This window comes from Mycobacterium sp. G7A2 (assembly GCF_041902445.1).
Classification (GTDB): domain Bacteria; phylum Actinomycetota; class Actinomycetes; order Mycobacteriales; family Mycobacteriaceae; genus Mycobacterium.
Genome location: NZ_CP169251.1, coordinates 1,326,595 through 1,346,455, shown reverse-complemented (window position 1 = coordinate 1,346,455; position 19,861 = coordinate 1,326,595). Strand labels below are relative to the sequence as shown.

Sequence of the window (19,861 nt, the reverse complement as noted above, 5' to 3'; positions counted from 1 at the left end):
CTGCAGCGGTACCCGTCTCTTGGGCCGTGAAACCCCAGCCCGACAGGGCCAACGGCACGTTTCGAACGCGGCCTTAACGGCAACGCACACTGCCATGGTTGAAGCAGACGGCAGCGCCGCCTTCGACGATCTGGTCTCGCTGCTGGACTACCCGATGTTCATCGTGACCACTGCGTCCGACGGACACCCAGCCGGCTGCCTTGTCGGCTTCACATCCCAGACCAGCATCAACCCGCCGCGCTTTCTGGTGGGCTTGTCGCGCAAGAACCACACGTTCGGCGTCGCGCAGAGCGCCGACCATCTGGCCGTCCACGTCCTGCCCCGCGAGGAACTGCCGCTGGCCCGCCTGTTCGGTGGCACCACGGGCGACACCTCCGACAAGTTCGCCCAGTGTGATTGGCACACCGGTCCACAGGGCATGCCGATTCTGGACGCCGCACCGGCCTGGTTCGTCGGGCGCGTGCTGCGCCGATTCGACGTCGGTGACCACGTCGGCCACCTCGTCGAACCCGTCGCGGGCACCGCGCCTGAGACCCTCGGCGAGCTGATCTCGTTCTCCGACGTGCGTGATGTCAGCCCTGGACACAACGCATGACCAACCTGGCGACCGTGGCCCCCGGCACGGCTGTCGAGGACTACGGCTACCGTCCCGCGCCGGTGGGCGTGCGGGCGAACATGATCTTCAGCGCCGACGGGGCGGCTGGGTTCGCCGGGCGCGCCGGTCCGCTGTCCTGCCCGGCCGACCAGCAACTGCTGCTGGCGCTGCGGGCCTACGCCGACGTCGTTCTCGTCGGCGCGGGCACGGCACGCGCCGAGACGTACGGCCCGGTGAAACTCAGCGACGAACATCGCCGTCAGCGCGTGGAACTCGGCTTGGGGTCCGAGCCGCCGCCCCTGGCGGTGGTGTCACAGAGCGGGCGGCTGCCGGCGACGATGCTGAGCTCCTCACCGCAGCCGATCCTGCTCACCAGCGCCCGCGCCGCGCACACCGAACGCGTGGCCGAACTGCCCTGCGAGGTCATGGTGTGCGGTGAGGACAGTGTCAACATCACCGACGCGGTGGCCCAGCTGCGCAGCCGCGGCGACGGCCGCGTGCTGTGCGAGGGGGGTCCGACGCTGCTGGACGAGCTGGTCGCCGCCGATCTGGTGAACGAACTGTGCGTGACGATGGCGCCCGTCCTGGCCGGCTGCCAGCCCCTGGGCCAGGCCGCCGCGCCCATGGCTTCACCCACCCGGCTACAGCTCGATCAGACCTTGGTCGACGACGCGGGATACGTGTTCCTGCGGTACGGCCGCCCGTAACCCGGACTAATCAGGGCCGTGGTGCGGATATCCGGGATTCATCATGCCCGGGCCCCAACCACCGTCGTCCCAGTGCTCCGGACCCATCATGCCGGGCCCCCACGTCGGATGCGGTCCGCAGGCGACGTTCCAGCCGTCGGCGCCCCAACAGTTCGGATCGACCGGCCCCTGAACCGGCACATCGACGTGGCCGACCGGCAGCGCGTCCCCGGTGGCGACGGCAGGTGCGCCGGTGCTCAATGCGCCGATCAGTGTCGCGGCAGCGGCGACACCAACCGCAGTCCGCTTGGTGAACATGGCGTCTCACTCCCTCGCGTTTCAGCGCTGGTCCCGCAGAGCACTCATCCGGGCACGGAACTCGTCGCCGTCGATGTCGCCGCGGGCCAACCGTTCGGACAGAATGAGCTCCGGAGTCGGAGTCCGTGCCGCCTGTACTGCGCCGTCCTGCCGATCGCCGAGGTAACGCACCGCGAGCATGACCATCGTGACAACAAGCGCGACGAAGACGATCCCCACTATGGTGACGAAAAGCCATCCGGCCCAGCCGTATCCGCCGTGCCACATCCAGCTGTCGTGTTGGTGCCAGCCATCCATCGGGACGCTCCCCTCTCGCACGTGCGTTCCGGGTCAGTACAGAATGCGCCCGACGGTGGATGGCGTCACAGAGGCGAAGGTCCCTATCTGCTGACGCACCGCGGTATCGGCCGGGCAGGGTGACACCGCCGGCCAGCGCCGCAGACCCCTGACCGAGGGAAAACTACGGGGTCGGCGGCTCCGACTCCTGCGGTGCGGTCGGCTCCGTGCGCCGCATCGCCAACGGCAGCACCAACCAGAACCCGGCGAACACCACCAGCGCACTGGCACCGGCGACCATCGCGGGCAGCGTGCCCACCACGGTGTAGAAGATGATCATCGTCATCCCCGAGACCGCCAGGCCGAGCAGCAGCACACCGGCGTAGGCACTCTTGTGTGATGCCGACACCAGGCTGCGCAGCCGGTGCTGACGGAACAGCAAACGGTGCATCGCCACCGGCGCGACGAGCAGCGCGGTGGACAGCACCGCGGTGCAGACGGTCACCAGATACACCACCCGCATGGGTCCGCTGAGAATGTCGAACCGGCCCTGGAACGGCAGCGTCAGCAGAAAGCCGGTGAGCACCTGCACCCCGGTCTGCACCACGCGCAGCTCCTGCAGAAGGCTGTTCCAATTGCGGTCCAAGCGCTCCATCTCGGTTTCCCGGCGACCGCGGTAGAGCTGCTCGTCCTCGGTGCGGGGATCGCCAGCCATGGCCCGATCATGGCACGTCAACGGCCGCGCCAGCCAGGTTTGACCGGCAGGGGGCCCGGGTATGCGCCGAGTCGCCCGACGAAATCACACCTCTGTGGGAGCCGGCAATGAGCAAACTTTCCAGAAACCTCTACATCCCGTTGTCCACCGCCGCGAGCATCGGTGGTGGCTTGTTGGCCGGCAAGATCTTCAGCACCGTCTGGCAGCAGATCGACGACAACGACCCACCCGATCCGCAGGACCTCGAGCAACCCATGACCTCGGCCTTGGTGGCCGCAGCGCTGCAGGGCGTGGTGTGGGGTGTGGTTCGTGCCGTCGTGCAACGCGCCGGTGCGCACAGCTACCAGGCCATCACCGCGGAACGGCCGCCGACATAGCATCGTCACCCATCTCATAGCCGATCCACAGGTTCCGGTGAGCAGTCTCTAAGCCCCGTGTCGCACCGTGGGACCATGGCTCACACATCGCACGATCGGAATACCGCCACCCAGCGGATCTGGTGTGGCGCCCTCCTCGCACTCACCGGCAGCCTCGCGATCCTGTTGCTGGCCACGCCCGGAGCCGTGGCTCCGGCGCTCTACTGGGCGGTGTCGTCGGTCGCGTTACTGACCGCCCTGGCGGTGGTGGCCGCCGGCGAATGCGCCTGGGAGCGGATGGTCGCCAACGCCCGTGCCGCCGGCGTCGTAGCGCGCTGAGTCCCGGCGCTCGCCGCGGCGGTTCAGAAACCGAACGGTGAGCAGGATGCTGCCTGGAATCGCCAGGAGCACCAGCACTGCCAGCAGGTCGGCCATCGCGCACCTCTTCTCTCGTCGCGAATCGTCTGTCACGAACACCATCCCCATCTGTACGGGGCCCACGAACCGACCGACCGTCATCTCTGCGGATTCTTGACGCAGCACCCGCCCGTCCTGACGGCTCCTTGACGGCGCGCAAACAGACCGTCAAAACCCTCGCCGGGGCCGTCAAGAATCCGTCAAGGTCCAGCACTATCTGCAGTGACCGGGCATACGTTGGCCGCTGCCCCAGCACGGGGCGCGACAACGAACGCAGGAGTGCTGATACCCCGTGACGACCCTGATGTCGGCCGCCGGCTACCTCGCGCTGACAGTGGCGATCTTCGCCCTGTTCGGCCTGGCGCAGAAGGCGCTGGAAAAGTTGGAAAAGCTGTGAGCCAGAACATCATCGGCCTAGTGCTGGCCGCGCTGGCGACGGTGTTCCTGTTCGCGACGCTGCTGTTCCCCGAGCGCTTCTGATGAGCGCGATGTTCGTACTGTCGCTGGTCGTCGCGCTGGCCGCAGTCCATGTCCCGCTCGGCGACTACCTGCACCGCGTGTACACCACCAGCAGCGACTGGCGCGTCGAGACGACGGTCTACCGGCTGATCGGCGCCGACCCGAAGGCCGAACAGAACTGGGGGTCCTACGCGCGTAGCGTGCTCGCCTTCTCCGCGGTCGGGGTGCTGTTGCTGTTCACACTGCAACTCGTGCAGCACCGGCTGCCCTGGGCGCTGACCGACCCCGCCACCGAGATGACCCCAGCGCTGGCCTGGAACACCGCGGTCAGCTTCGTCACCAACACCAACTGGCAGGCCTATTCCGGCGAGTCCACACAGAGCCACCTGGTCCAGATGGCCGGACTCACCGTGCAGAACTTCGTCTCGGCCGCCGTCGGCATGGCGGTCGCGGTCGCGTTCATCCGGGGTCTGGCCCGCCGCGGCACCAGCGAACTCGGCAACTTCTGGGTCGACTTGGTGCGCGGCGCCTTCCGCGTCCTGCTGCCCCTCTCGGTGATCGGAGCCGTCGTCCTGCTCGCCGGTGGCGTCATCCAGAACTTCTCCGTCCACGAGCAGGTGGTGAACACCCTTGCGGGCAGCCAACAGACCATTCCCGGCGGGACCGTCGCCAGCCAGGAGGTCATCAAGGAGCTCGGCACCAACGGCGGCGGCTTCTTCAACGCGAATTCGGCACACCCGTTCGAGAACCCGACCGCCTGGACCAACTGGGTGGAGAACTTCCTGCTTCTGGTGATCGCGTTCTCGATGCCGCGGGTGTTCGGCCGGATGGTCGGCAGCCCCAAGCAGGGCTACGCCATCGTCGCGGTGATGGGCCTGATCGCCGCGGCGAGTGTCAGCCTCACCATGCTGGTGCAACTGCAGCACCACGGCACTGTCCCCACCGCGGTCGGCGCCGCCACCGAGGGTGTCGAACAACGCTTCGGCGTGGCGACGTCGGCGGTGTGGGCGGCCAGCACGACGCTGACCTCGACCGGTGCGGTGAACTCGTTCCACGACTCCTACACCAGCCTCGGCGGCCTGATGACGCTGTTCAACATGCAGCTCGGCGAAATCGCCCCCGGCGGAGTCGGTTCGGGCCTGTACGGGATGCTGATCCTGGCGATCATCACCGTCTTCGTCGCCGGCCTGATGGTAGGCCGCACCCCCGAGTATCTCGGGAAGAAGATCAGCCCGCGCGAGATCAAGCTGGCGGCAACGTATTTCCTCCTCACCCCGCTGATCGTGCTCACCGGTACCGCGGTCGCCATGGCGTCGCCCACCGCGCGCGCCGGCATGCTCAACACCGGCCCGCACGGCCTGTCTGAGGTGCTCTACGCGTTCACCTCCGCCGCCAACAACAACGGGTCGGCGTTCGCTGGACTCGGCGTCAACACCACCTGGTACAACACCGCCCTCGGAATCGCGATGCTGTGCGGGCGCTTCCTGCCGATCATCGTCGCGCTGGCCCTCGCCGGTGCGCTCGCACGGCAGGGCAGGGCCCCGGACTCGGTCGGCACACTGCCCACCCACCGACCGCAGTTCGTCGGCATGGTCACCGGCGTGACGGTGATCCTGGTCGGCCTGACCTTCCTGCCCATGCTCGCGTTGGGCCCCCTCGCCGAAGGACTGCACTGATGACACTGGCCACAGATCAATCCCCGACCCACTCCGGCACCGAACCGCAGTCGCGCGGCGCGCACCGCAGCGCCGTGCTCGACCCCCGTCTGCTGTGGGGATCGCTCCCGGATGCGGTACGTAAGCTGGACCCCCGCACGCTGTGGCGCAACCCGGTGATGTTCATCGTCGAGATCGGCGCGCTCTGGAGCACCGTGCTGGCCGTCATCGACCCGTCGTGGTTCGCGTGGCTGATCGTCGGATGGCTCTGGGCCACCGTGGTGTTCGCCAACCTCGCCGAAGCCGTCGCCGAAGGACGCGGCAAGGCCCAGGCCGAGAGCCTGCGGAAAACCAAGACCGCCACCACCGCCCGCCGCCTCACCGGCTGGGCGCCCGGGGTCGCCGGGGACGAAGAAGAGGTCGCCGCACCCCTGCTGCGGCAGGGCGACGTGGTCGTCGTCGAGGCCGGTCAGACCATCCCCGGCGACGGCGACGTCGTCGAAGGCATCGCCTCGGTGGACGAGTCGGCCATCACCGGCGAGTCCGCACCGGTCATCCGCGAATCCGGCGGAGACCGATCGGCGGTCACCGGAGGCACGACCGTGCTGTCCGACCGCATCGTCGTCACGATCACCCAGAAACCCGGTGAGAGCTTCATCGACCGGATGATCGGGCTCGTCGAGGGCGCCAACCGGCAGAAGACCCCCAACGAGATCGCCCTGAACATCCTGCTGTCGTCGCTGACGATCATCTTCGTGTTCGCCGTGGTCACGCTGCAGCCGCTGGCGATCTACTCGAAGGCGAACAACCCGGGCGTCCCGGACAGCCTGGCGCTCAACACCGACGGCGTCACCGGCATCGTCATGGTCGCACTGCTGGTGTGCCTGATCCCCACCACGATCGGGGCGCTGCTCAGCGCCATCGGCATCGCCGGAATGGACCGGTTGGTGCAGCGCAACGTGCTCGCCGTGTCCGGGCGCGCGGTCGAAGCCGCCGGTGACGTGAACACGCTGCTGCTCGACAAGACCGGAACCATCACGCTGGGCAACCGTCAGGCCGCCGAGTTCATTGCTTTGCAGGGGGTTTCACCGGAGGAACTGGCCGACGCCGCGCAGCTGTCCAGCCTGGCCGACGAGACGCCGGAGGGCCGCTCGGTCGTCGTGTTCGCCAAACAGCGCTACGGGCTGCGGGCACGTACGCCCGGAGAGCTGACCGGCGCGTCCTGGGTCGAGTTCTCGGCGACCACCCGCATGTCCGGCGTGGATGTCGACGGCCACTCGCTGCGCAAGGGTGCGGTAGCCGCTGTCGCGCAATGGGTGACGACCCACGGCGGTGACGTCGACGCGGAGGTGTCCGCGGTGGCCGACGAGGTCGCCGCCACCGGCGGCACGCCCCTGGCAGTCGGCGAGATCAGAGACGGTGCGGCGCGGGTCCTCGGCGTCATCGCGCTCAAGGACGTCGTCAAGCACGGCATGCGGGAACGGTTCGACGAGATGCGCCGGATGGGCATCCGCACCGTGATGATTACCGGCGACAACCCGTTGACCGCCAAGGCGATCGCCGACGAGGCCGGGGTGGACGACTTCCTGGCCGAGGCGACACCGGAAGACAAGATGGCGCTGATCAAGAAGGAGCAGGCCGGTGGCCGGCTCGTCGCCATGACCGGCGACGGCACCAACGACGCGCCCGCCCTGGCGCAGGCCGACGTCGGCGTGGCGATGAACTCCGGCACCTCGGCGGCCAAAGAGGCCGGCAACATGGTCGACCTCGACTCGGACCCGACCAAACTCATCGAGATCGTCGAGATCGGCAAGCAGCTGCTGATCACGCGCGGTGCGCTGACGACATTCTCGATGGCCAACGACATCGCGAAATATTTCGCGATCATCCCGGCGCTGTTCGTCGGGTTGTTCCCCGGGCTCGACCTGCTCAACATCATGCGGTTGCACAGCCCGCAGTCGGCGATCCTGTCCGCGGTGATCTTCAACGCGCTCGTCATCGTCGCCCTGATCCCGCTGGCGCTGCGCGGAGTTCGCTACACCCCCAGCAGCGCCTCGAAGCTGCTGAGCCGCAACCTGTCTCTGTTCGGGCTCGGCGGCATCATCGCGCCGTTCATCGGCATCAAGGCGATCGACCTCGTCATCCAACTCATCCCGGGAATGTGACCATGAAGCCGTCCAGCATCGTCCGCCAGCACTGGGCCGCCCTGCGCGCGCTGCTGGTGTTCACCGTCGTCCTCGGCCTCGCCTACCCCGCCCTGGTGTGGCTCATCGCCGCGCTCCCGGGGCTCTCCGAACGCGCCGGCGGCTCCGTGATCGAGGCCGACGGGCGCGTCGTGGGCAGCAGCCTGATCGGGCAGTCGTTCACCGACGCCGACGGCAACCCGTTGCCGCAGTACTTCCAGAGCCGACCGTCGGCCGCGGACTACGACGGGCTGTCGAGCGGGGCAAGCAACCTCGGCCCGGAAAGCGTCGTCGACACCCCCGAGGCGGCCAGCCTGTTGAGCACGGTGTGCACGCGCAGCGCCGAGATCGGCGAGCTCAACGGTGTCGACGGCTCGCGACCGTTCTGCACCGGCGGCGGTGTCGGGGCTGTGCTGTCGGTGCTCGGTCCCCGCGCCGCCGACGGCACCGTCACCGAACCGACCCGGGTCGTCAGCGTCAACGAACCCTGCACGACGACCCCGGCGCCGTTCGTCGCCACCTACGAGGGCGTGCGCGTCGAATGCGCCCGCGACGGTGAGGACTACAGCGCAGGTCAGATCGTGCCGATCCGCGGGTCCGCGCCCGCCGACCCCGCGGTGCCCGCCGACGCCGTCACCGCCAGCGGTAGCGGCCTGGACCCGCACATCTCGCCGGAGTACGCCGAACTGCAGGCCGGCAGGGTCGCCGCGGCGCGCGGGCTGGACGTCGACGACGTCCGCAGGTTGGTCACCGAGCACACCGAGGGCCGCACCCTGGGCTTCCTGGGTGAGCCCCGGGTGAACGTGCTGGAGCTCAACCTGGCGCTGGACCGGTTGAGCCGATGAGCGCGGTGCCTGCGGCGCCGCTTCGCGGTCGCGGTGGGCCCCGGCGTGGATGATGAGCATGTGACCTCGTCCGAGCGCCGCGACAAGCGCGGGGAGCTGCGCATCTACCTGGGTGCGGCACCCGGCGTCGGCAAGACCTACGCGATGCTCGGCGAGGCACACCGCCGGCTCGAGCGCGGCACCGATGTCGTCGCCGCGGTGGTCGAGACACACGGCCGCAAGAAGACCGCCGAACTGTTCGACGGCATCGAGACCGTCGCCCCCAAGCTGATCACCTACCGCGGGCGCGAATTCGCCGAACTCGACGTCGAGGCGGTGCTGGCGCGCCGACCGCAGGTGGTCCTGGTCGACGAGCTCGCCCACACCAACACCCCGGGCAGCCGGAACCCGAAGCGATGGCAGGACATCCGCGAGCTACTCGACGCCGGCATCACCGTCATCACCACCGTCAACGTCCAGCACCTGGAAAGCCTCAACGACGTGGTCACCCAGATCACCGGTATCGAGCAACAGGAAAAGGTGCCCGACGACATCGTGCGCGCCGCCGACCAGGTGGAGTTGGTCGACATCACCCCGGAAGCGTTGCGGCGCAGACTGGCCCACGGCAACGTCTACTCCCCCGACCGCATCGACGCCGCGCTGTCGAACTACTTCCGGCGCGGCAACCTGACCGCGCTGCGCGAGCTGGCGCTGCTGTGGCTGGCCGACCAGGTCGACGCCGCCCTGGAGAAGTACCGGGCCGACAACAAGATCACCGAAACCTGGGAGACCCGCGAACGCGTCGTCGTCGCCGTCACCGGCGGGCCCGAATCCGAGACGCTGGTGCGCAGGGCGTCTCGGATCGCCTCCAAGTCGTCGGCCGAGCTGATGGTCGTGCACGTGGCGCGCGGTGACGGGCTCTCCGGAGTCTCCGCCCCGCAGATGGGCCGCGTGCGGGAGCTGGCGACCTCGCTCGGCGCGTCGGTGCACACCGTGGTCGGAGACGACGTGCCCGCCGCCCTGCTGGACTTCGCCCGCGAGATCAACGCCACCCAGCTGGTGCTGGGCACCTCCCGACGGTCCCGGTGGGCACGGATCTTCGACCCGGGTATCGGCACCACCGTCGTGCAGCGCTCCGGCACCATCGACGTGCACATGGTGACGCACGAGCAGGCCGGCGGGCAGTCGGTGTGGGCACGGCTCACCCCGCGCGACCGGCACGTCACGTCGTGGCTCGCCGCGCTGGCGGTGCCCGCCGTGATCAGCGCGATCACGGTGCTGCTGCTGGACCGGTTCCTGGGCATCGGCGGGGAGAGCGCATTGTTCTTCATCGGCGTGCTGGTGGTGGCGCTGCTGGGAGGCGTTGCACCTGCGGCGCTTTCGGCGGTGCTGTCGGGCATGCTGCTGAACTTCCTGCTCACCGAGCCGCGGCACACGTTCACGATCGCCGACCCGGACAGCGCCATCACGATCGTGGTGCTGCTGGTGGTCGCGGTGGCGGTGGCCGCGCTGGTCGACGGCGCGGCCAACCGGGCCCGGGAGGCGTCCCGCGCCGCCCAGGAAGCCGAGCTGCTGGCACTGTTCGCCGGGTCGGTGCTGCGCGGCGCCGACCTGGACACGCTGCTGGAGCGGGTGCGGGAGGCGTACTCCCAGCGTTCGGTGAGCCTGGTGCGCGACACGACCGTCGTCGGCTGCGCGGGCAGCGACCCGTGCGTCACGGTCGACGACGCCGACACGGTCATCGACGTCGGCGCCGAGCACGAACCGGTGGACTTCCGCATGCTCATGGCCGGCCGCAAACTCGCCGCCCGCGACCGCCGGGTGCTTCTGGCGGTGGCCAATCAGGCGGCCGGGCTGGTCCGGCAGAAGGAGCTGGGCGAAGAAGCCGGCAAGGCCGTCGCGATCGCCCAGGCCGACGAACTGCGCCGCTCGCTGCTGTCGGCCGTCAGCCACGACCTGCGCACCCCGCTGGCCGCGGTCAAGGCCGCGGTGTCCAGCCTGCGCAGCGACGACGTCGGCTTCTCCCCCGAAGACACCGCCGAACTGCTGGCCACCGTAGAAGAATCCACCGACCAGCTGACCGCGCTGGTGGGCAACCTGCTGGACTCGTCACGGCTGGCCGCAGGCGTGGTGAGCCCGCAACTTCGCCGCGTCTATCTCGAAGAAGCGGTCCCCCGAGCGTTGCTGGGCATCGGCAGGGACACCCTGGACCGGGTGAAGGTGGACGTCGGCGACACCGTCGTCTACGCCGACAGCGGACTGTTGGAGCGGGTCCTGGCCAACGTGCTGGACAACGCGCTGCGCTACGCCCCGGATGCGCCGGTGCGGGTCACCGCGGGCCGGCTCGGCGACCGGGTGCTCATCGCCGTCGCCGACGAAGGCCCCGGCGTGCCCGGCGGCGCCGACCTGTTCGCCCCGTTCCAACGGCTCGGCGACCACGACACCCGCACCGGCGTCGGCCTGGGGTTGTCGGTGGCGCGTGGCTTCGTCGAAGCGATGGGCGGCACCATCACCTCCACCGACACCCCCGGCGGCGGGTTGACCATCGAGATAGACCTGCCCGCTCCCACCCCCGGGGCGCAGCCGTGACGCCCCCCAAGACCCGGGTGCTGGTCGTCGACGACGAACCGCAGATCCTGCGCGCATTGCGGATCAACCTGTCGGTGCGCGGCTACACCGTCGACGTCGCCGCCACCGGAACCGCGGCACTGCACATCGCCGCCGAACACAAACCCGACGTGGTGGTCCTCGATCTCGGCTTGCCCGACATGTCGGGCATCGAGGTGCTCGCCGGGCTGCGCGGCTGGCTCTCCGTCCCGGTGATCGTGCTGTCGGCGCGCAGCGACTCCTCCGACAAGGTCGAGGCCCTCGACGCCGGCGCCGACGACTACGTCACGAAACCCTTCGGCATGGACGAATTCCTGGCCCGGCTGCGGGCCGCCGTGCGCCGTGGCGCCAGCGGCACCGACACCGAGCAGCCCGTCGTGGAAACCGCGTCGTTCACCGTCGACCTGGCGGCGAAGAAGGTCGTCAAGAACGGCGCCGAGGTGCACCTCACCCCGACCGAGTGGGGCATGCTCGAGATGCTGGTGCGCAACCGCGGCAAGCTCGTCGGCCGCGAGGAATTGCTGAAAGAGGTGTGGGGCCCGGCCTATGCCAAGGAAACGCATTACCTACGCGTCTATCTGGCGCAGCTGCGCCGCAAGCTCGAAGACGACCCGTCACACCCGGTGCATCTGCTCACCGAGGCCGGCATGGGCTACCGTTTCCAGCCGTGACACCCGCGGCGCGTACGCCGCGGCTGCGCTCAACTGAGTCCGACGACTCGGTCGATGTCTTCGACACGGCCGCTGATCAGGATCAGGTCGTCGTACGCCAGCTCGGTTTCGGCTGTTGCATAGGTGAATTCACCACCCTTGGCCTTCACCGCCACGACGGTGACGTGATACTTCGACCGCAGCCGGGTCTCACTCAGCGGGGTACCGACAAAGGGATGCGGCGGACGCACCTTGGCGATGGCGAAATCGTCATCGACCTGCATGTAGTCCAGCAGCTGCCCCGACACCAGATGAGCGACCCGCTGGCCGGCCTCGCGCTCCGGGTAGACGACGTGCCCGGCACCGATGCGCTCGAGGATTCTGCCGTGATGGTCGCTGACCGCCTTGGCCCAGATGTCCTCGACCTCCATCTCCACCAGCATCGAGGTGATCAGGATGCTGGCCTCGATATCGGTGCCGACGGCGACCACGGCGCGATAGAACTCGTCGACGCCCAATTCGCGCAATGTGTCCAGATCGGTGCAGTCCGCGGCGACCACCCTCGTGAGATGCCCGGCCAGGCTCTGCACCAGCTTGGTCGACTGATCGATGGCCAGCACCTCGATGCCGCGACGGGTCAACTCCAGCGCTATCGCACTTCCGAAGCGCCCCAACCCGATCACCACAACCGGTTCCTTGTCGACGTCAGCCAACATTGATCCTTTCCATCGGGAGCTCGTAACGACGGCCGCGCTGTCGCAGCGCCAAGGCCGAAGCCAATGTGATCGGGCCGATGCGGCCGACGAACATCAGAACGATCAGCAGCAGTTGACCAGGTTGGGGCAGGTCCGCGGTGATCCCCGTCGACAAGCCGACCGTGCCGAACGCCGAGACCACCTCGAACAGCACTTCTTCGAACGCCAGCGACGTCTCGGCCAACAGCACGAAGGTCGACACCGCGACCAACAACACCGACACCAGCACCACCGCCAGCGCCTGACGCTGGTTGTCCGGCGGGATCTGCCGTGGACCGACATTCACCCGATCCTCGCCGCGTAGTTCCGCCCAGACCACCACGGCCAGCAGGCCGAATGTCGTCACCTTGATCCCCCCGGCGGTCCCCGCGGTGCCGCCGCCGATGAACATCAGGAAGTCCGTGAAGAACAGGCCCTCGGGTGTCATCGCACCGATGTCGATCGCGTTGAATCCGGCCGTGCGCGGCATCACCGCGGAGAAGAAGGCGGCCAGCAGCCGGGTGTTCGGCGGCAACGCACCCAACGTATCCGGGTTGTCGTGCTCGACGTAGGCAAGCGCGACCGTGCCGGCCACGAGCAGTGCCACCGTCACCCACACGGTGACCCGCGTGGTCACCGACCACGACTTCGGCTTGCGCCACGCCCTGGCCAGCTCGAAGATCACCGGAAACCCCAGACCGCCGACGATCACCGCACCTGCGACAGTGAGCATGATCCACGCGTCCCCGACGAAGCCGGTCAAGCTGTCTGAATACAGCCCGAAACCGGCGTTGTTAAACGCCGAAATAGCATGGAAAACACCATAATAGAGCGCCTCGCCGGAGGCCATGTCGGTGGTGCGCATGAACCGGACCGTGAGGACCGCCGCCACCACGAGCTCACTCGCGACGGCGAACAGGGTGACGTTGCGGACCACCCGGCCGATGTCGCGCACCGTCAACGCGTGAGTCTGCGCGGCGGCGATCAGCCGTGCACGCAGACCGAGCCGACGGGACAGCAGGACCAGGGTCAGCGAGGCGACGGTCATGATGCCCAGCCCGCCGATCTGGATCAGCACCAGGATGACGACCTCGCCGAACCCCGACCAGTACGTGGCGGTGTCGACGACGACGAGCCCGGTGACACACACCGCCGATGTGGAGGTGAACAGCGCCTCCATCACGCTGGCCCGCTCACCGGCTTCTGTGGCGATCGGCAGCGACAACAGCACGGCGCCCAGCGCGATGGCGGCGAGGAACGAGCCCGCGATCACCAGCCCGGGATGGCGGAATCGATCGTTGGTGGCCATCAGGCGCTGCCGGTCGCCGCGCCCCTAGCTCGCCGGCACCTCCGCGGCCAGCTTGATCAGCCGGTCGCGCACCAGATCCGGGCGCTCGTCGACGATGAAGTGCCCGCCGTCGATCAACTCCAGCGTGTAGTCGTCGGCGCGGGCCGTCTCGGCCGCGGCCAGTTCGGGCGCGATCGCGGCATCATTCTTGCCGAACAGCACCCGGGTCGGGACCGTCGACCGGCGCCGTTCACCGGATCGGGTCATCCGCGGAATCTCCCGGACCAGGAACGTGCGGTACGTGTCGCGGGCGGTGCGCGCCACCACCGGGTCGCGGAACCGATCGGAATACACCCGCGCCGTCTCCGCGTCGACCTCCGACACACGCCGGTAGGCGCGGTCCAGGAACCCGGTGTAGCGCTGCACCGGCACCCCGGCGATCGCGATCAGCGGCTGATACATCAGGAACCGCCAGGCGTGCCGCGCCATCACCTTCGGCGGCACCCACGGGTGCGCAATGTTCAACGCCAGGTAACCGTCGATGCGCTCGGGCACGCGCAGCGTGAGCAGGTGCCCAAGGAAACCGCCCCAGTCGTGCCCGACCAGCAACACATGCTCCAGACCGAGGGCATCCATCAACGCCACCAGGTCACTGACCACGTCCTCCTTGGCCCACTTGTGCGGCGCCGGGCCCGACCAGCCGTATCCGGGCAGGTCGGGGGCGATGATCCGCAACCCGGGGGGCGGGTCGGCCAGCAAATCCCGGTACACCCAGTGGTGCTGCGGCCAACCGTGCAGCGCCAGCACCGGACGACCGTCTTCCGGACCGGCCTCCGACACGTGGAATCGCACCCCACGCGCCTCCACGAAGCGCCGGCGTACTGCCCGAATGGATGGGGGTTGGCTCGTCATGACCCGAAGACTATCGGCAACGCGCTACGGTGCCGATATGCCCGGGTACCGCGACCTGTTCGACGCCAGCATCACCGACCCCGCCGGCTTCTGGGCCGACGCCGCCACGGCCGTCACCTGGACCCGCGAACCGCAGCGCATCCTCGACGACAGCAACCCTCCGTTCTACCGCTGGTTCCCCGACGCCGAGCTGAACACCTGCGCCAACGCCCTGGACCGCCACGTCGAATCGGGCCGCGCCGAACAGCCGGCGCTCATCTACGACTCCGCCGTCACCGACACCAAGCGCGTCTACACCTACGCCGAGCTGCTCGACGAGACCGCCCGCTTCGCCGGTGCCCTGCGCGGCCTGGGCGTCGGCAAGGGCGACCGGGTCGTCATCTACATGCCGATGATCCCCGAGGCCGTCATCGCGATGCTTGCGTGCGCGCGGCTGGGCGCGGTGCACTCCGTGGTGTTCGGCGGCTTCGCCCCACACGAACTGGCGGTGCGCATCGACGACGTGCGCCCGACGGTGATCGTGTCCGCCTCGTGTGGCATCGAACCCACCCGCGTGGTCGAGTACAAGCCGATGCTCGACGCCGCGATCGCCGCGGTTGAGCACCCGCCCACGCATTGCGTTGTGGTGCAACGTGACCGGCACCGCTGCAACCTCATCGAGGGCCGCGACGTGGAATGGGCCGACGTGATGGCTTCGGCTCAGCCGGTGGACCCGGTGCCCGTCGCCGCGACCGACCCGCTGTATGTGCTCTACACCTCGGGCACCACCGGCAAGCCCAAGGGCATCGTCCGCGACAACGGCGGCCACGCAGTAGCGCTGCTGTGGAGCATGCGCCACATCTACGACATCGCCCCCGGCGAGGTGTTCTGGGCCGCGTCCGACGTGGGCTGGGTCGTCGGCCACTCCTACATCGTCTACGCACCGCTGCTCCTGGGCGCCACCACCGTGCTCTACGAGGGCAAACCGGTCGGAACCCCCGACCCGGGCGCGTTCTGGCGGGTCGCCTCCGAGCACGGGGTGAAGGCGTTGTTCACCGCCCCGACCGCGATCCGCGCGATCCGCAAGGAAGATCCCGAAGCCAAGTACCTGGCCGACTACGACCTGTCGGGAATGAAATATCTGTTCCTGGCCGGCGAGCGCCTGGACCCCGACACCTACCACTGGGCCACCGACAACCTCGGCGTCCCGGTGATCGACCACTGGTGGCAGACCGAGACAGGATGGGCCATCGCCGCCAATCCGATGGGCGCCGAAGCACTTCCGATCAAAGCCGGCTCGCCGACCGTACCCATGCCCGGCTACGACATCCATGTGCTGCACGACGACGGCAACCGCTGCGAGGCGGGTGAGGAAGGCGCGATCTGTATCCGGCTGCCGCTGCCGCCGGGCACCCTGCCCACGCTGTGGAACGCCGAGGCGCGCTACGAGGCGTCGTATCTGTCCGAACACCCCGGCTACTACCTGACCGGCGACGGCGGCCGCTATGACGAAGACGGCTACCTGTTCGTCATGGGGCGCATCGACGACGTCATCAACGTCGCCGGACACCGGATGTCCACCGGCGCGATCGAGGAGGTACTCGCCACCCACCCGGCGGTGGCCGAGTGCGCGGTGATCGGCGTACCCGACGAGATCAAGGGGCAGGCGCCCCGCGGGTTGGTCGTCGTCAAGTCCGGCGCCTCCACCGACGGGCTGGCTGAGGAGCTGGTGCGGCTGGTGCGTGACGAGATCGGTGCCGTCGCGGCGTTCCGGTTGGTCGATGTCGTCCCGGCGCTGCCGAAGACCCGCTCGGGCAAGATCCTGCGCAAGACACTGCGCGGGATCGCCGCCGGCCGGGACGAACCGGTGCCGTCGACCATCGAGGACCCCGGCGTCCTGGACACCCTCGCCCCCATCCTGCGCTCCTGACCGGTTGCGCCGCAGGTGTTATCCGCGGCGCGAGGGTGGGTACCTCTTCCACACGATCGTCAATTTCGTCGACGTGGGAGGGAGGGTGGCTCGTGGCGTCACAACCCAAGTACATGGCGGTGCAAGGCGCGGCCCTGATCGTCGCGGCGGCGTTGACGTTGATCGGGCTGCTCGGCTTCATCCCGGGCGCCACCGCGAATGTCGGCGAGCTCGCATGGGCCGGGCAGCATTCGGGGGCAACGCTGTTCGGCGTGTTCGTGGTGTCGGTGCTGGTGAACGCGTTTCACCTGGTGCTCGGCGGTCTCGGGTTCGCGATGGCCCGGACGTATTCCGGTGCTCGCGCGTATCTGCTCCTCGGCGGGGTGCTCTACCTGGGCCTGTGGCTCTACGGGCTGCTGGTCGAGCGGGGCAGCGACGCCCACGTCGTCCCCCTGAACAACGCCGACAACTGGCTGCACCTCGGCATCGGCGCGATGATGCTGTTGCTGGCCGTCACCCTCGGCGGGCAGCGGGACCCGACGAAGCGGCGGATCCGGCGCCGTCCGCACCTCGGCGCGGCCGCCTGACCCGCGCCGGGGCACTGGGCCGTCGGCCCACCTAGGGACTCGCCGGGGCACTGGGCCGTCGGCCCACCTAGGGACTCGCCGGGGCACTGGGCCGTCGGCCCACCTAGGGACTCGCCGGTCAGACCTCTGCAGCGGGAGTACGGTTTCTGATGCAATTCGGGCTATTTCCATCACAATGCGTACTTTCGCGAGGCTCTCGCGGGCGATCGCGCGCTTCGCGGCGCTCGGGCGCTCGGGCGCTCCCGGGCGCGCTGCCCCACGGACAGGAAGTCGGTAAGCGGCGGCGAGAGCGGCACGAGCCGCAAGAGCCGCATCTCGGTCAGGCCTCTGCAGCGGGAGTACGGTTTCTGACGGAATTCGGGCTATTTCCATCACAATGCGTACCCTCGCGAGGCAAGCCCGGGTGCGCGAGACAGCTCAGCCGCTCGAAGCGCTCCCGGGTGCGCGAGACAGCTCAGCCGCTCAAGGCGCTCCCGGGTGCGCGAGACAGCTCAGCCGCTCAAGGCGCTCACCCAAGAGACAGCTCAACCGATCGACAGGGCGATGCCGTCGAGGATGTCGTGCTCGCTGACGACCAACTCGTCGATGCCGGTCCGCTCCTGCAGCGCCGCAGCCAACTCCTGCACCACGATCGCCCCGCCGCCGATGACGTCGACGCGGCCCTCATGCATCGGCCCCAGGGCGGCGCGCTGCTGACGGGTCATCACCAGCAGTTCCTCGCACACCGGCAGCAGCTCGTCGAACCCCACCCGGGACAGGTGAATGGCGTCGGAGTCATAGGTGGTCATCTTCAGCGCCAACGCGGCCAGCGTCGTCATCGTGCCTGCCACCCCCACCCAGGTGTGGGCCTGCTGCACCGGCACAACCCGCAGCGCCTCCTCGAGTGCCTCGCGCACCACGGCCCGCGCCGACTCGACCTCGTCGGCGGTAGGCGGATCGGAATGCAGGCAGCGCTCGGTCAGCCGCACGCACCCGATGTCGGCCGAATAGCCGGCCGCCACCTCCACCGAATCCGGGGAGCCCAGCACGACTTCGGTGGAACCGCCGCCGAGGTCCACCACCACGAAAGGCCCGGCGGCACTGTCGAGTTCACCGACCGCGCCGCGGAAGGACAGCTCGGCCTCCTCGGTACCGGTGATCACCTCGGCCACCGCGCCGGGCACCACCGCTCCCAGCACCTCGGCGGTCATCGCGAAGAACGCATCCCGGTTGGCCACATCGCGGGCCGCTGAGGTCGCCACCATGCGGACCGCCTCGACGCCGTGCTCGCGCATCATCTCGGCGTAGTCGACCAGAGCGAGCTGCGTGCGCAGCAGCGCGTCGGGCGCGAATTCGCCCGTCGCGTCCACCCCCTGGCCGAGCCGCACGATGCGCATCTCGCGGTGCAGGTCCGCCAGCCCGCCGCCGGAGACGTCGGCGATCAACAGCCGGATCGAGTTGGTGCCGCAGTCCACGGCCGCCACCCGCGTCACGTCCACACCGTCGGATCCAGGATCCCGGCCATCCCCGGTTCGGCGGCCAACACCGCCAACGCCTCGTCTCCGAATGGGTTCACTCCCGGTCCTTTCGCCAATGAGTGGGCAATCACGACGTGCAGGCACTTGACGCGATCCGGCATGCCGCCGCCGGAGAACGTCGTCCCCAGGGACTCGATCGCGTCCCGCTCGGCCAGATACGACTCGTGCGCGCGTCGATAGGCGGCGGCCAACTCCGCATCCTCCTCGAGGCGCTCCGTCATCTCCCGCATCAGACCCGCCGACTCCAACCGGCTCGCCGCGGCGGTCAGCGCCGGGTGGGTCAAGTAGTACAGCGTCGGAAACGGTGTTCCGTCAGGCAGTCTCGGCGCGGTCTTCACGACGGCTGGTTCGCCGTTGGGGCATCGATAGGCGATCTCGAGGACACCGCGGGGCTCTCGACCCAGCTGCCCGGCGACGGCGTCGAGATCGGCTTGCTCAACCACCGGGGGGCGGCGCGCCGGGCGCGGGTGGTTCGGGGGCAACGGGCGGCGGCGCACCGGGCGCACCCGGCGGAGTGGGCGGCGCCGTCGGAGGCGCGCCGTGAGGCTCGTCGGCGATGGTGTGCCACAGCGCGGTGTACCACGGGGCCCCGCTCGCGGCCTGCTGTGCCTGCTCGGCCGGCGACCCGGGCAGCTCCGCCTGCGGCGGCAGCTGCACCTGGTAGGGAATCTCGCCGGGCATCACGAACCCCAGCCGCTCACGGGCCTGCGCAGCGATGAACACCGGGTCGGCGAGCTTGTCCTTCTGCTGCTCGAGTTCGGCGATCTGGGCGCGCAACTGAGCTTCAGTGGCCTGCAGCTGCTTCATCTCCGTGCGCTGACCGAAATACGTGCGCACCGGGCCGGCGATCGTCAACGTCAGCACGCACACCACCGCGGCGAGGATCGCCGCCCGCCGCGCCGCCGACCCGAAGCGCTGCTCGGCGGCCTGCTCTGCCGATGTGGCGATGACCTCGCGCACCGAACCGGTCGCCGGCGCCTGGACGTCGTCCCCGCCGTGGGGTTCGACGGGCAAGACCTCCTTGCCCGTGCGTGGCGCGGCGTCCTTCGAAACGCCCGGTGCAGCGTCTTTCGGGACGCCGGCCGCCGCATCTTTCGCAGCGCGCGGCGCGGTACGGCGTGACGTCCCCCGCGGTTTACCCGGCCGGGACGCCGCACCCCGGCGCCTCGGGTCGGGCCGTTTCGCGTCGGGCAC

Annotated in this window: 22 protein-coding genes; 13 read left to right on the top strand and 9 right to left on the bottom strand. The window is 69.1% G+C overall.

Going from position 1 to position 19,861, the window contains the following annotated elements; all coding sequences use genetic code 11:
* Window positions 1-94 precede the first annotated feature (94 nt).
* A complete protein-coding gene (locus ACEWX3_RS06550) occupies window positions 95-595 on the top strand; it encodes a flavin reductase family protein (RefSeq protein WP_374159005.1) in 501 nt (166 codons plus the stop codon).
* Window positions 592-1,302: a pyrimidine reductase family protein gene (locus ACEWX3_RS06545; RefSeq protein WP_374159004.1), complete on the top strand. Its 711-nt coding sequence runs from the start codon at window positions 592-594 to the stop codon at window positions 1,300-1,302. The genes ACEWX3_RS06550 and ACEWX3_RS06545 overlap by 4 nt, the downstream gene beginning before the upstream one ends.
* A gap of 6 nt (window positions 1,303-1,308) precedes the next feature.
* Here ACEWX3_RS06545 and ACEWX3_RS06540 read toward each other — a convergent pair whose 3' ends face one another.
* The 3 genes from ACEWX3_RS06540 to ACEWX3_RS06530 form a co-directional block, all read right to left on the bottom strand.
* Entirely contained in the window at window positions 1,309-1,599 is a 291-nt protein-coding gene (locus ACEWX3_RS06540; protein WP_374159003.1) for a hypothetical protein, read from the bottom strand.
* Window positions 1,600-1,620: 21 nt separating this feature from the next.
* Window positions 1,621-1,896 (bottom strand): SHOCT domain-containing protein, encoded by a 276-nt coding sequence (locus tag ACEWX3_RS06535; RefSeq protein WP_374159002.1) that lies wholly within the window; start codon window positions 1,894-1,896, stop codon window positions 1,621-1,623.
* 163 nt (window positions 1,897-2,059) lie between these two features.
* Window positions 2,060-2,590: a DUF6328 family protein gene (locus ACEWX3_RS06530; RefSeq protein WP_374159001.1), complete on the bottom strand. Its 531-nt coding sequence runs from the start codon at window positions 2,588-2,590 to the stop codon at window positions 2,060-2,062.
* Between the two features lie 107 nt (window positions 2,591-2,697).
* Between ACEWX3_RS06530 and ACEWX3_RS06525 the strand changes: the two genes are divergently transcribed.
* From ACEWX3_RS06525 to ACEWX3_RS06485, 9 genes are all read left to right on the top strand, one after another.
* Window positions 2,698-2,967: a DUF4235 domain-containing protein gene (locus tag ACEWX3_RS06525; protein ID WP_207065865.1), complete on the top strand. Its 270-nt coding sequence runs from the start codon at window positions 2,698-2,700 to the stop codon at window positions 2,965-2,967.
* Between the two features lie 75 nt (window positions 2,968-3,042).
* A complete protein-coding gene (locus ACEWX3_RS06520) occupies window positions 3,043-3,285 on the top strand; it encodes a hypothetical protein (protein WP_374159000.1) in 243 nt (80 codons plus the stop codon).
* Between the two features lie 370 nt (window positions 3,286-3,655).
* The gene (locus ACEWX3_RS06515; protein ID WP_374158999.1) at window positions 3,656-3,760 is read left to right on the top strand and encodes a potassium-transporting ATPase; all 105 of its coding nucleotides are present in this window, start codon (window positions 3,656-3,658) and stop codon (window positions 3,758-3,760) included.
* The gene (locus tag ACEWX3_RS06510) at window positions 3,757-3,843 is read left to right on the top strand and encodes a potassium-transporting ATPase subunit F (RefSeq protein ID WP_374159802.1); all 87 of its coding nucleotides are present in this window, start codon (window positions 3,757-3,759) and stop codon (window positions 3,841-3,843) included. Before ACEWX3_RS06515 ends, ACEWX3_RS06510 begins: the two co-directional genes overlap by 4 nt.
* Window positions 3,843-5,498, top strand: a complete 1,656-nt coding sequence (gene kdpA / locus ACEWX3_RS06505; RefSeq protein WP_374158998.1) for a potassium-transporting ATPase subunit KdpA — start codon at window positions 3,843-3,845, stop codon at window positions 5,496-5,498. The genes ACEWX3_RS06510 and kdpA overlap by 1 nt, the downstream gene beginning before the upstream one ends.
* A complete protein-coding gene (kdpB, locus tag ACEWX3_RS06500) occupies window positions 5,498-7,642 on the top strand; it encodes a potassium-transporting ATPase subunit KdpB (RefSeq protein ID WP_374158997.1) in 2,145 nt (714 codons plus the stop codon). The genes kdpA and kdpB overlap by 1 nt, the downstream gene beginning before the upstream one ends.
* 2 nt (window positions 7,643-7,644) lie before the next feature.
* Window positions 7,645-8,505 carry a potassium-transporting ATPase subunit C gene (locus tag ACEWX3_RS06495; protein WP_374158996.1) on the top strand — a complete coding sequence of 287 codons (861 nt, stop codon included), beginning with the start codon at window positions 7,645-7,647 and terminating at the stop codon, window positions 8,503-8,505.
* 33 nt (window positions 8,506-8,538) lie between these two features.
* Window positions 8,539-11,073, top strand: coding sequence for a DUF4118 domain-containing protein (locus ACEWX3_RS06490; RefSeq protein WP_374158995.1), 2,535 nt, complete (start codon window positions 8,539-8,541; stop codon window positions 11,071-11,073).
* Window positions 11,070-11,762, top strand: coding sequence for a response regulator (locus ACEWX3_RS06485; protein WP_374158994.1), 693 nt, complete (start codon window positions 11,070-11,072; stop codon window positions 11,760-11,762). Before ACEWX3_RS06490 ends, ACEWX3_RS06485 begins: the two co-directional genes overlap by 4 nt.
* Before the next feature lie 29 nt (window positions 11,763-11,791).
* Here ACEWX3_RS06485 and ACEWX3_RS06480 read toward each other — a convergent pair whose 3' ends face one another.
* The 3 genes from ACEWX3_RS06480 to ACEWX3_RS06470 are packed head-to-tail and all read right to left on the bottom strand — an operon-like array spanning window position 11,792 to window position 14,675.
* Window positions 11,792-12,454 (bottom strand): TrkA family potassium uptake protein, encoded by a 663-nt coding sequence (locus tag ACEWX3_RS06480; protein ID WP_374158993.1) that lies wholly within the window; start codon window positions 12,452-12,454, stop codon window positions 11,792-11,794.
* Entirely contained in the window at window positions 12,447-13,784 is a 1,338-nt protein-coding gene (locus tag ACEWX3_RS06475; protein WP_374158992.1) for a TrkH family potassium uptake protein, read from the bottom strand. The genes ACEWX3_RS06480 and ACEWX3_RS06475 overlap by 8 nt, the downstream gene beginning before the upstream one ends.
* A 24-nt stretch (window positions 13,785-13,808) precedes the next feature.
* Complete coding sequence (locus ACEWX3_RS06470; protein WP_374158991.1) at window positions 13,809-14,675, bottom strand: alpha/beta fold hydrolase; 867 nt, start codon at window positions 14,673-14,675, stop codon at window positions 13,809-13,811.
* A 37-nt stretch (window positions 14,676-14,712) separates the two neighbouring features.
* Here ACEWX3_RS06470 and ACEWX3_RS06465 point away from each other — a divergent pair, with 37 nt between their 5' ends.
* The gene (locus ACEWX3_RS06465) at window positions 14,713-16,584 is read left to right on the top strand and encodes a propionyl-CoA synthetase (protein ID WP_374158990.1); all 1,872 of its coding nucleotides are present in this window, start codon (window positions 14,713-14,715) and stop codon (window positions 16,582-16,584) included.
* 92 nt (window positions 16,585-16,676) lie between these two features.
* Window positions 16,677-17,150, top strand: coding sequence for a DUF4383 domain-containing protein (locus ACEWX3_RS06460; protein ID WP_207065876.1), 474 nt, complete (start codon window positions 16,677-16,679; stop codon window positions 17,148-17,150).
* Window positions 17,151-17,674: 524 nt separating this feature from the next.
* Here ACEWX3_RS06460 and ACEWX3_RS06455 read toward each other — a convergent pair.
* The 3 genes from ACEWX3_RS06455 to ACEWX3_RS06445 are packed head-to-tail and all read right to left on the bottom strand — an operon-like array spanning window position 17,675 to window position 19,861.
* Window positions 17,675-18,628: an exopolyphosphatase gene (locus ACEWX3_RS06455; RefSeq protein WP_374158989.1), complete on the bottom strand. Its 954-nt coding sequence runs from the start codon at window positions 18,626-18,628 to the stop codon at window positions 17,675-17,677.
* On the bottom strand, window positions 18,619-19,110 hold the full coding sequence (locus ACEWX3_RS06450) for a DUF501 domain-containing protein (RefSeq protein WP_374158988.1): 492 nt from the start codon (window positions 19,108-19,110) through the stop codon (window positions 18,619-18,621). Before ACEWX3_RS06450 ends, ACEWX3_RS06455 begins: the two co-directional genes overlap by 10 nt.
* On the bottom strand, window positions 19,103-19,861 hold the full coding sequence (locus tag ACEWX3_RS06445; protein ID WP_374158987.1) for a septum formation initiator family protein: 759 nt from the start codon (window positions 19,859-19,861) through the stop codon (window positions 19,103-19,105). Before ACEWX3_RS06445 ends, ACEWX3_RS06450 begins: the two co-directional genes overlap by 8 nt.

Bases quoted from the DNA above. Each gene is read 5' to 3' on its own strand.
- ACEWX3_RS06470 (WP_374158991.1), bottom strand. From the start codon at position 14,675: ATGACGAGCCAACCCCCATCCATTCGGGCAGTACGCCGGCGCTTCGTG.
- ACEWX3_RS06535 (WP_374159002.1), bottom strand. From the start codon at position 1,896: ATGGATGGCTGGCACCAACACGACAGCTGGATGTGGCACGGCGGATAC.
- ACEWX3_RS06525 (WP_207065865.1), top strand. From the start codon at position 2,698: ATGAGCAAACTTTCCAGAAACCTCTACATCCCGTTGTCCACCGCCGCG.
- ACEWX3_RS06475 (WP_374158992.1), bottom strand. From the start codon at position 13,784: ATGGCCACCAACGATCGATTCCGCCATCCCGGGCTGGTGATCGCGGGC.
- kdpA (WP_374158998.1), top strand. From the start codon at position 3,843: ATGAGCGCGATGTTCGTACTGTCGCTGGTCGTCGCGCTGGCCGCAGTC.
- kdpB (WP_374158997.1), top strand. From the start codon at position 5,498: ATGACACTGGCCACAGATCAATCCCCGACCCACTCCGGCACCGAACCG.
- ACEWX3_RS06520 (WP_374159000.1), top strand. From the start codon at position 3,043: ATGGCTCACACATCGCACGATCGGAATACCGCCACCCAGCGGATCTGG.
- ACEWX3_RS06495 (WP_374158996.1), top strand. From the start codon at position 7,645: ATGAAGCCGTCCAGCATCGTCCGCCAGCACTGGGCCGCCCTGCGCGCG.
- ACEWX3_RS06550 (WP_374159005.1), top strand. From the start codon at position 95: ATGGTTGAAGCAGACGGCAGCGCCGCCTTCGACGATCTGGTCTCGCTG.
- ACEWX3_RS06465 (WP_374158990.1), top strand. From the start codon at position 14,713: ATGCCCGGGTACCGCGACCTGTTCGACGCCAGCATCACCGACCCCGCC.
- ACEWX3_RS06530 (WP_374159001.1), bottom strand. From the start codon at position 2,590: ATGGCTGGCGATCCCCGCACCGAGGACGAGCAGCTCTACCGCGGTCGC.
- ACEWX3_RS06540 (WP_374159003.1), bottom strand. From the start codon at position 1,599: ATGTTCACCAAGCGGACTGCGGTTGGTGTCGCCGCTGCCGCGACACTG.
- ACEWX3_RS06545 (WP_374159004.1), top strand. From the start codon at position 592: ATGACCAACCTGGCGACCGTGGCCCCCGGCACGGCTGTCGAGGACTAC.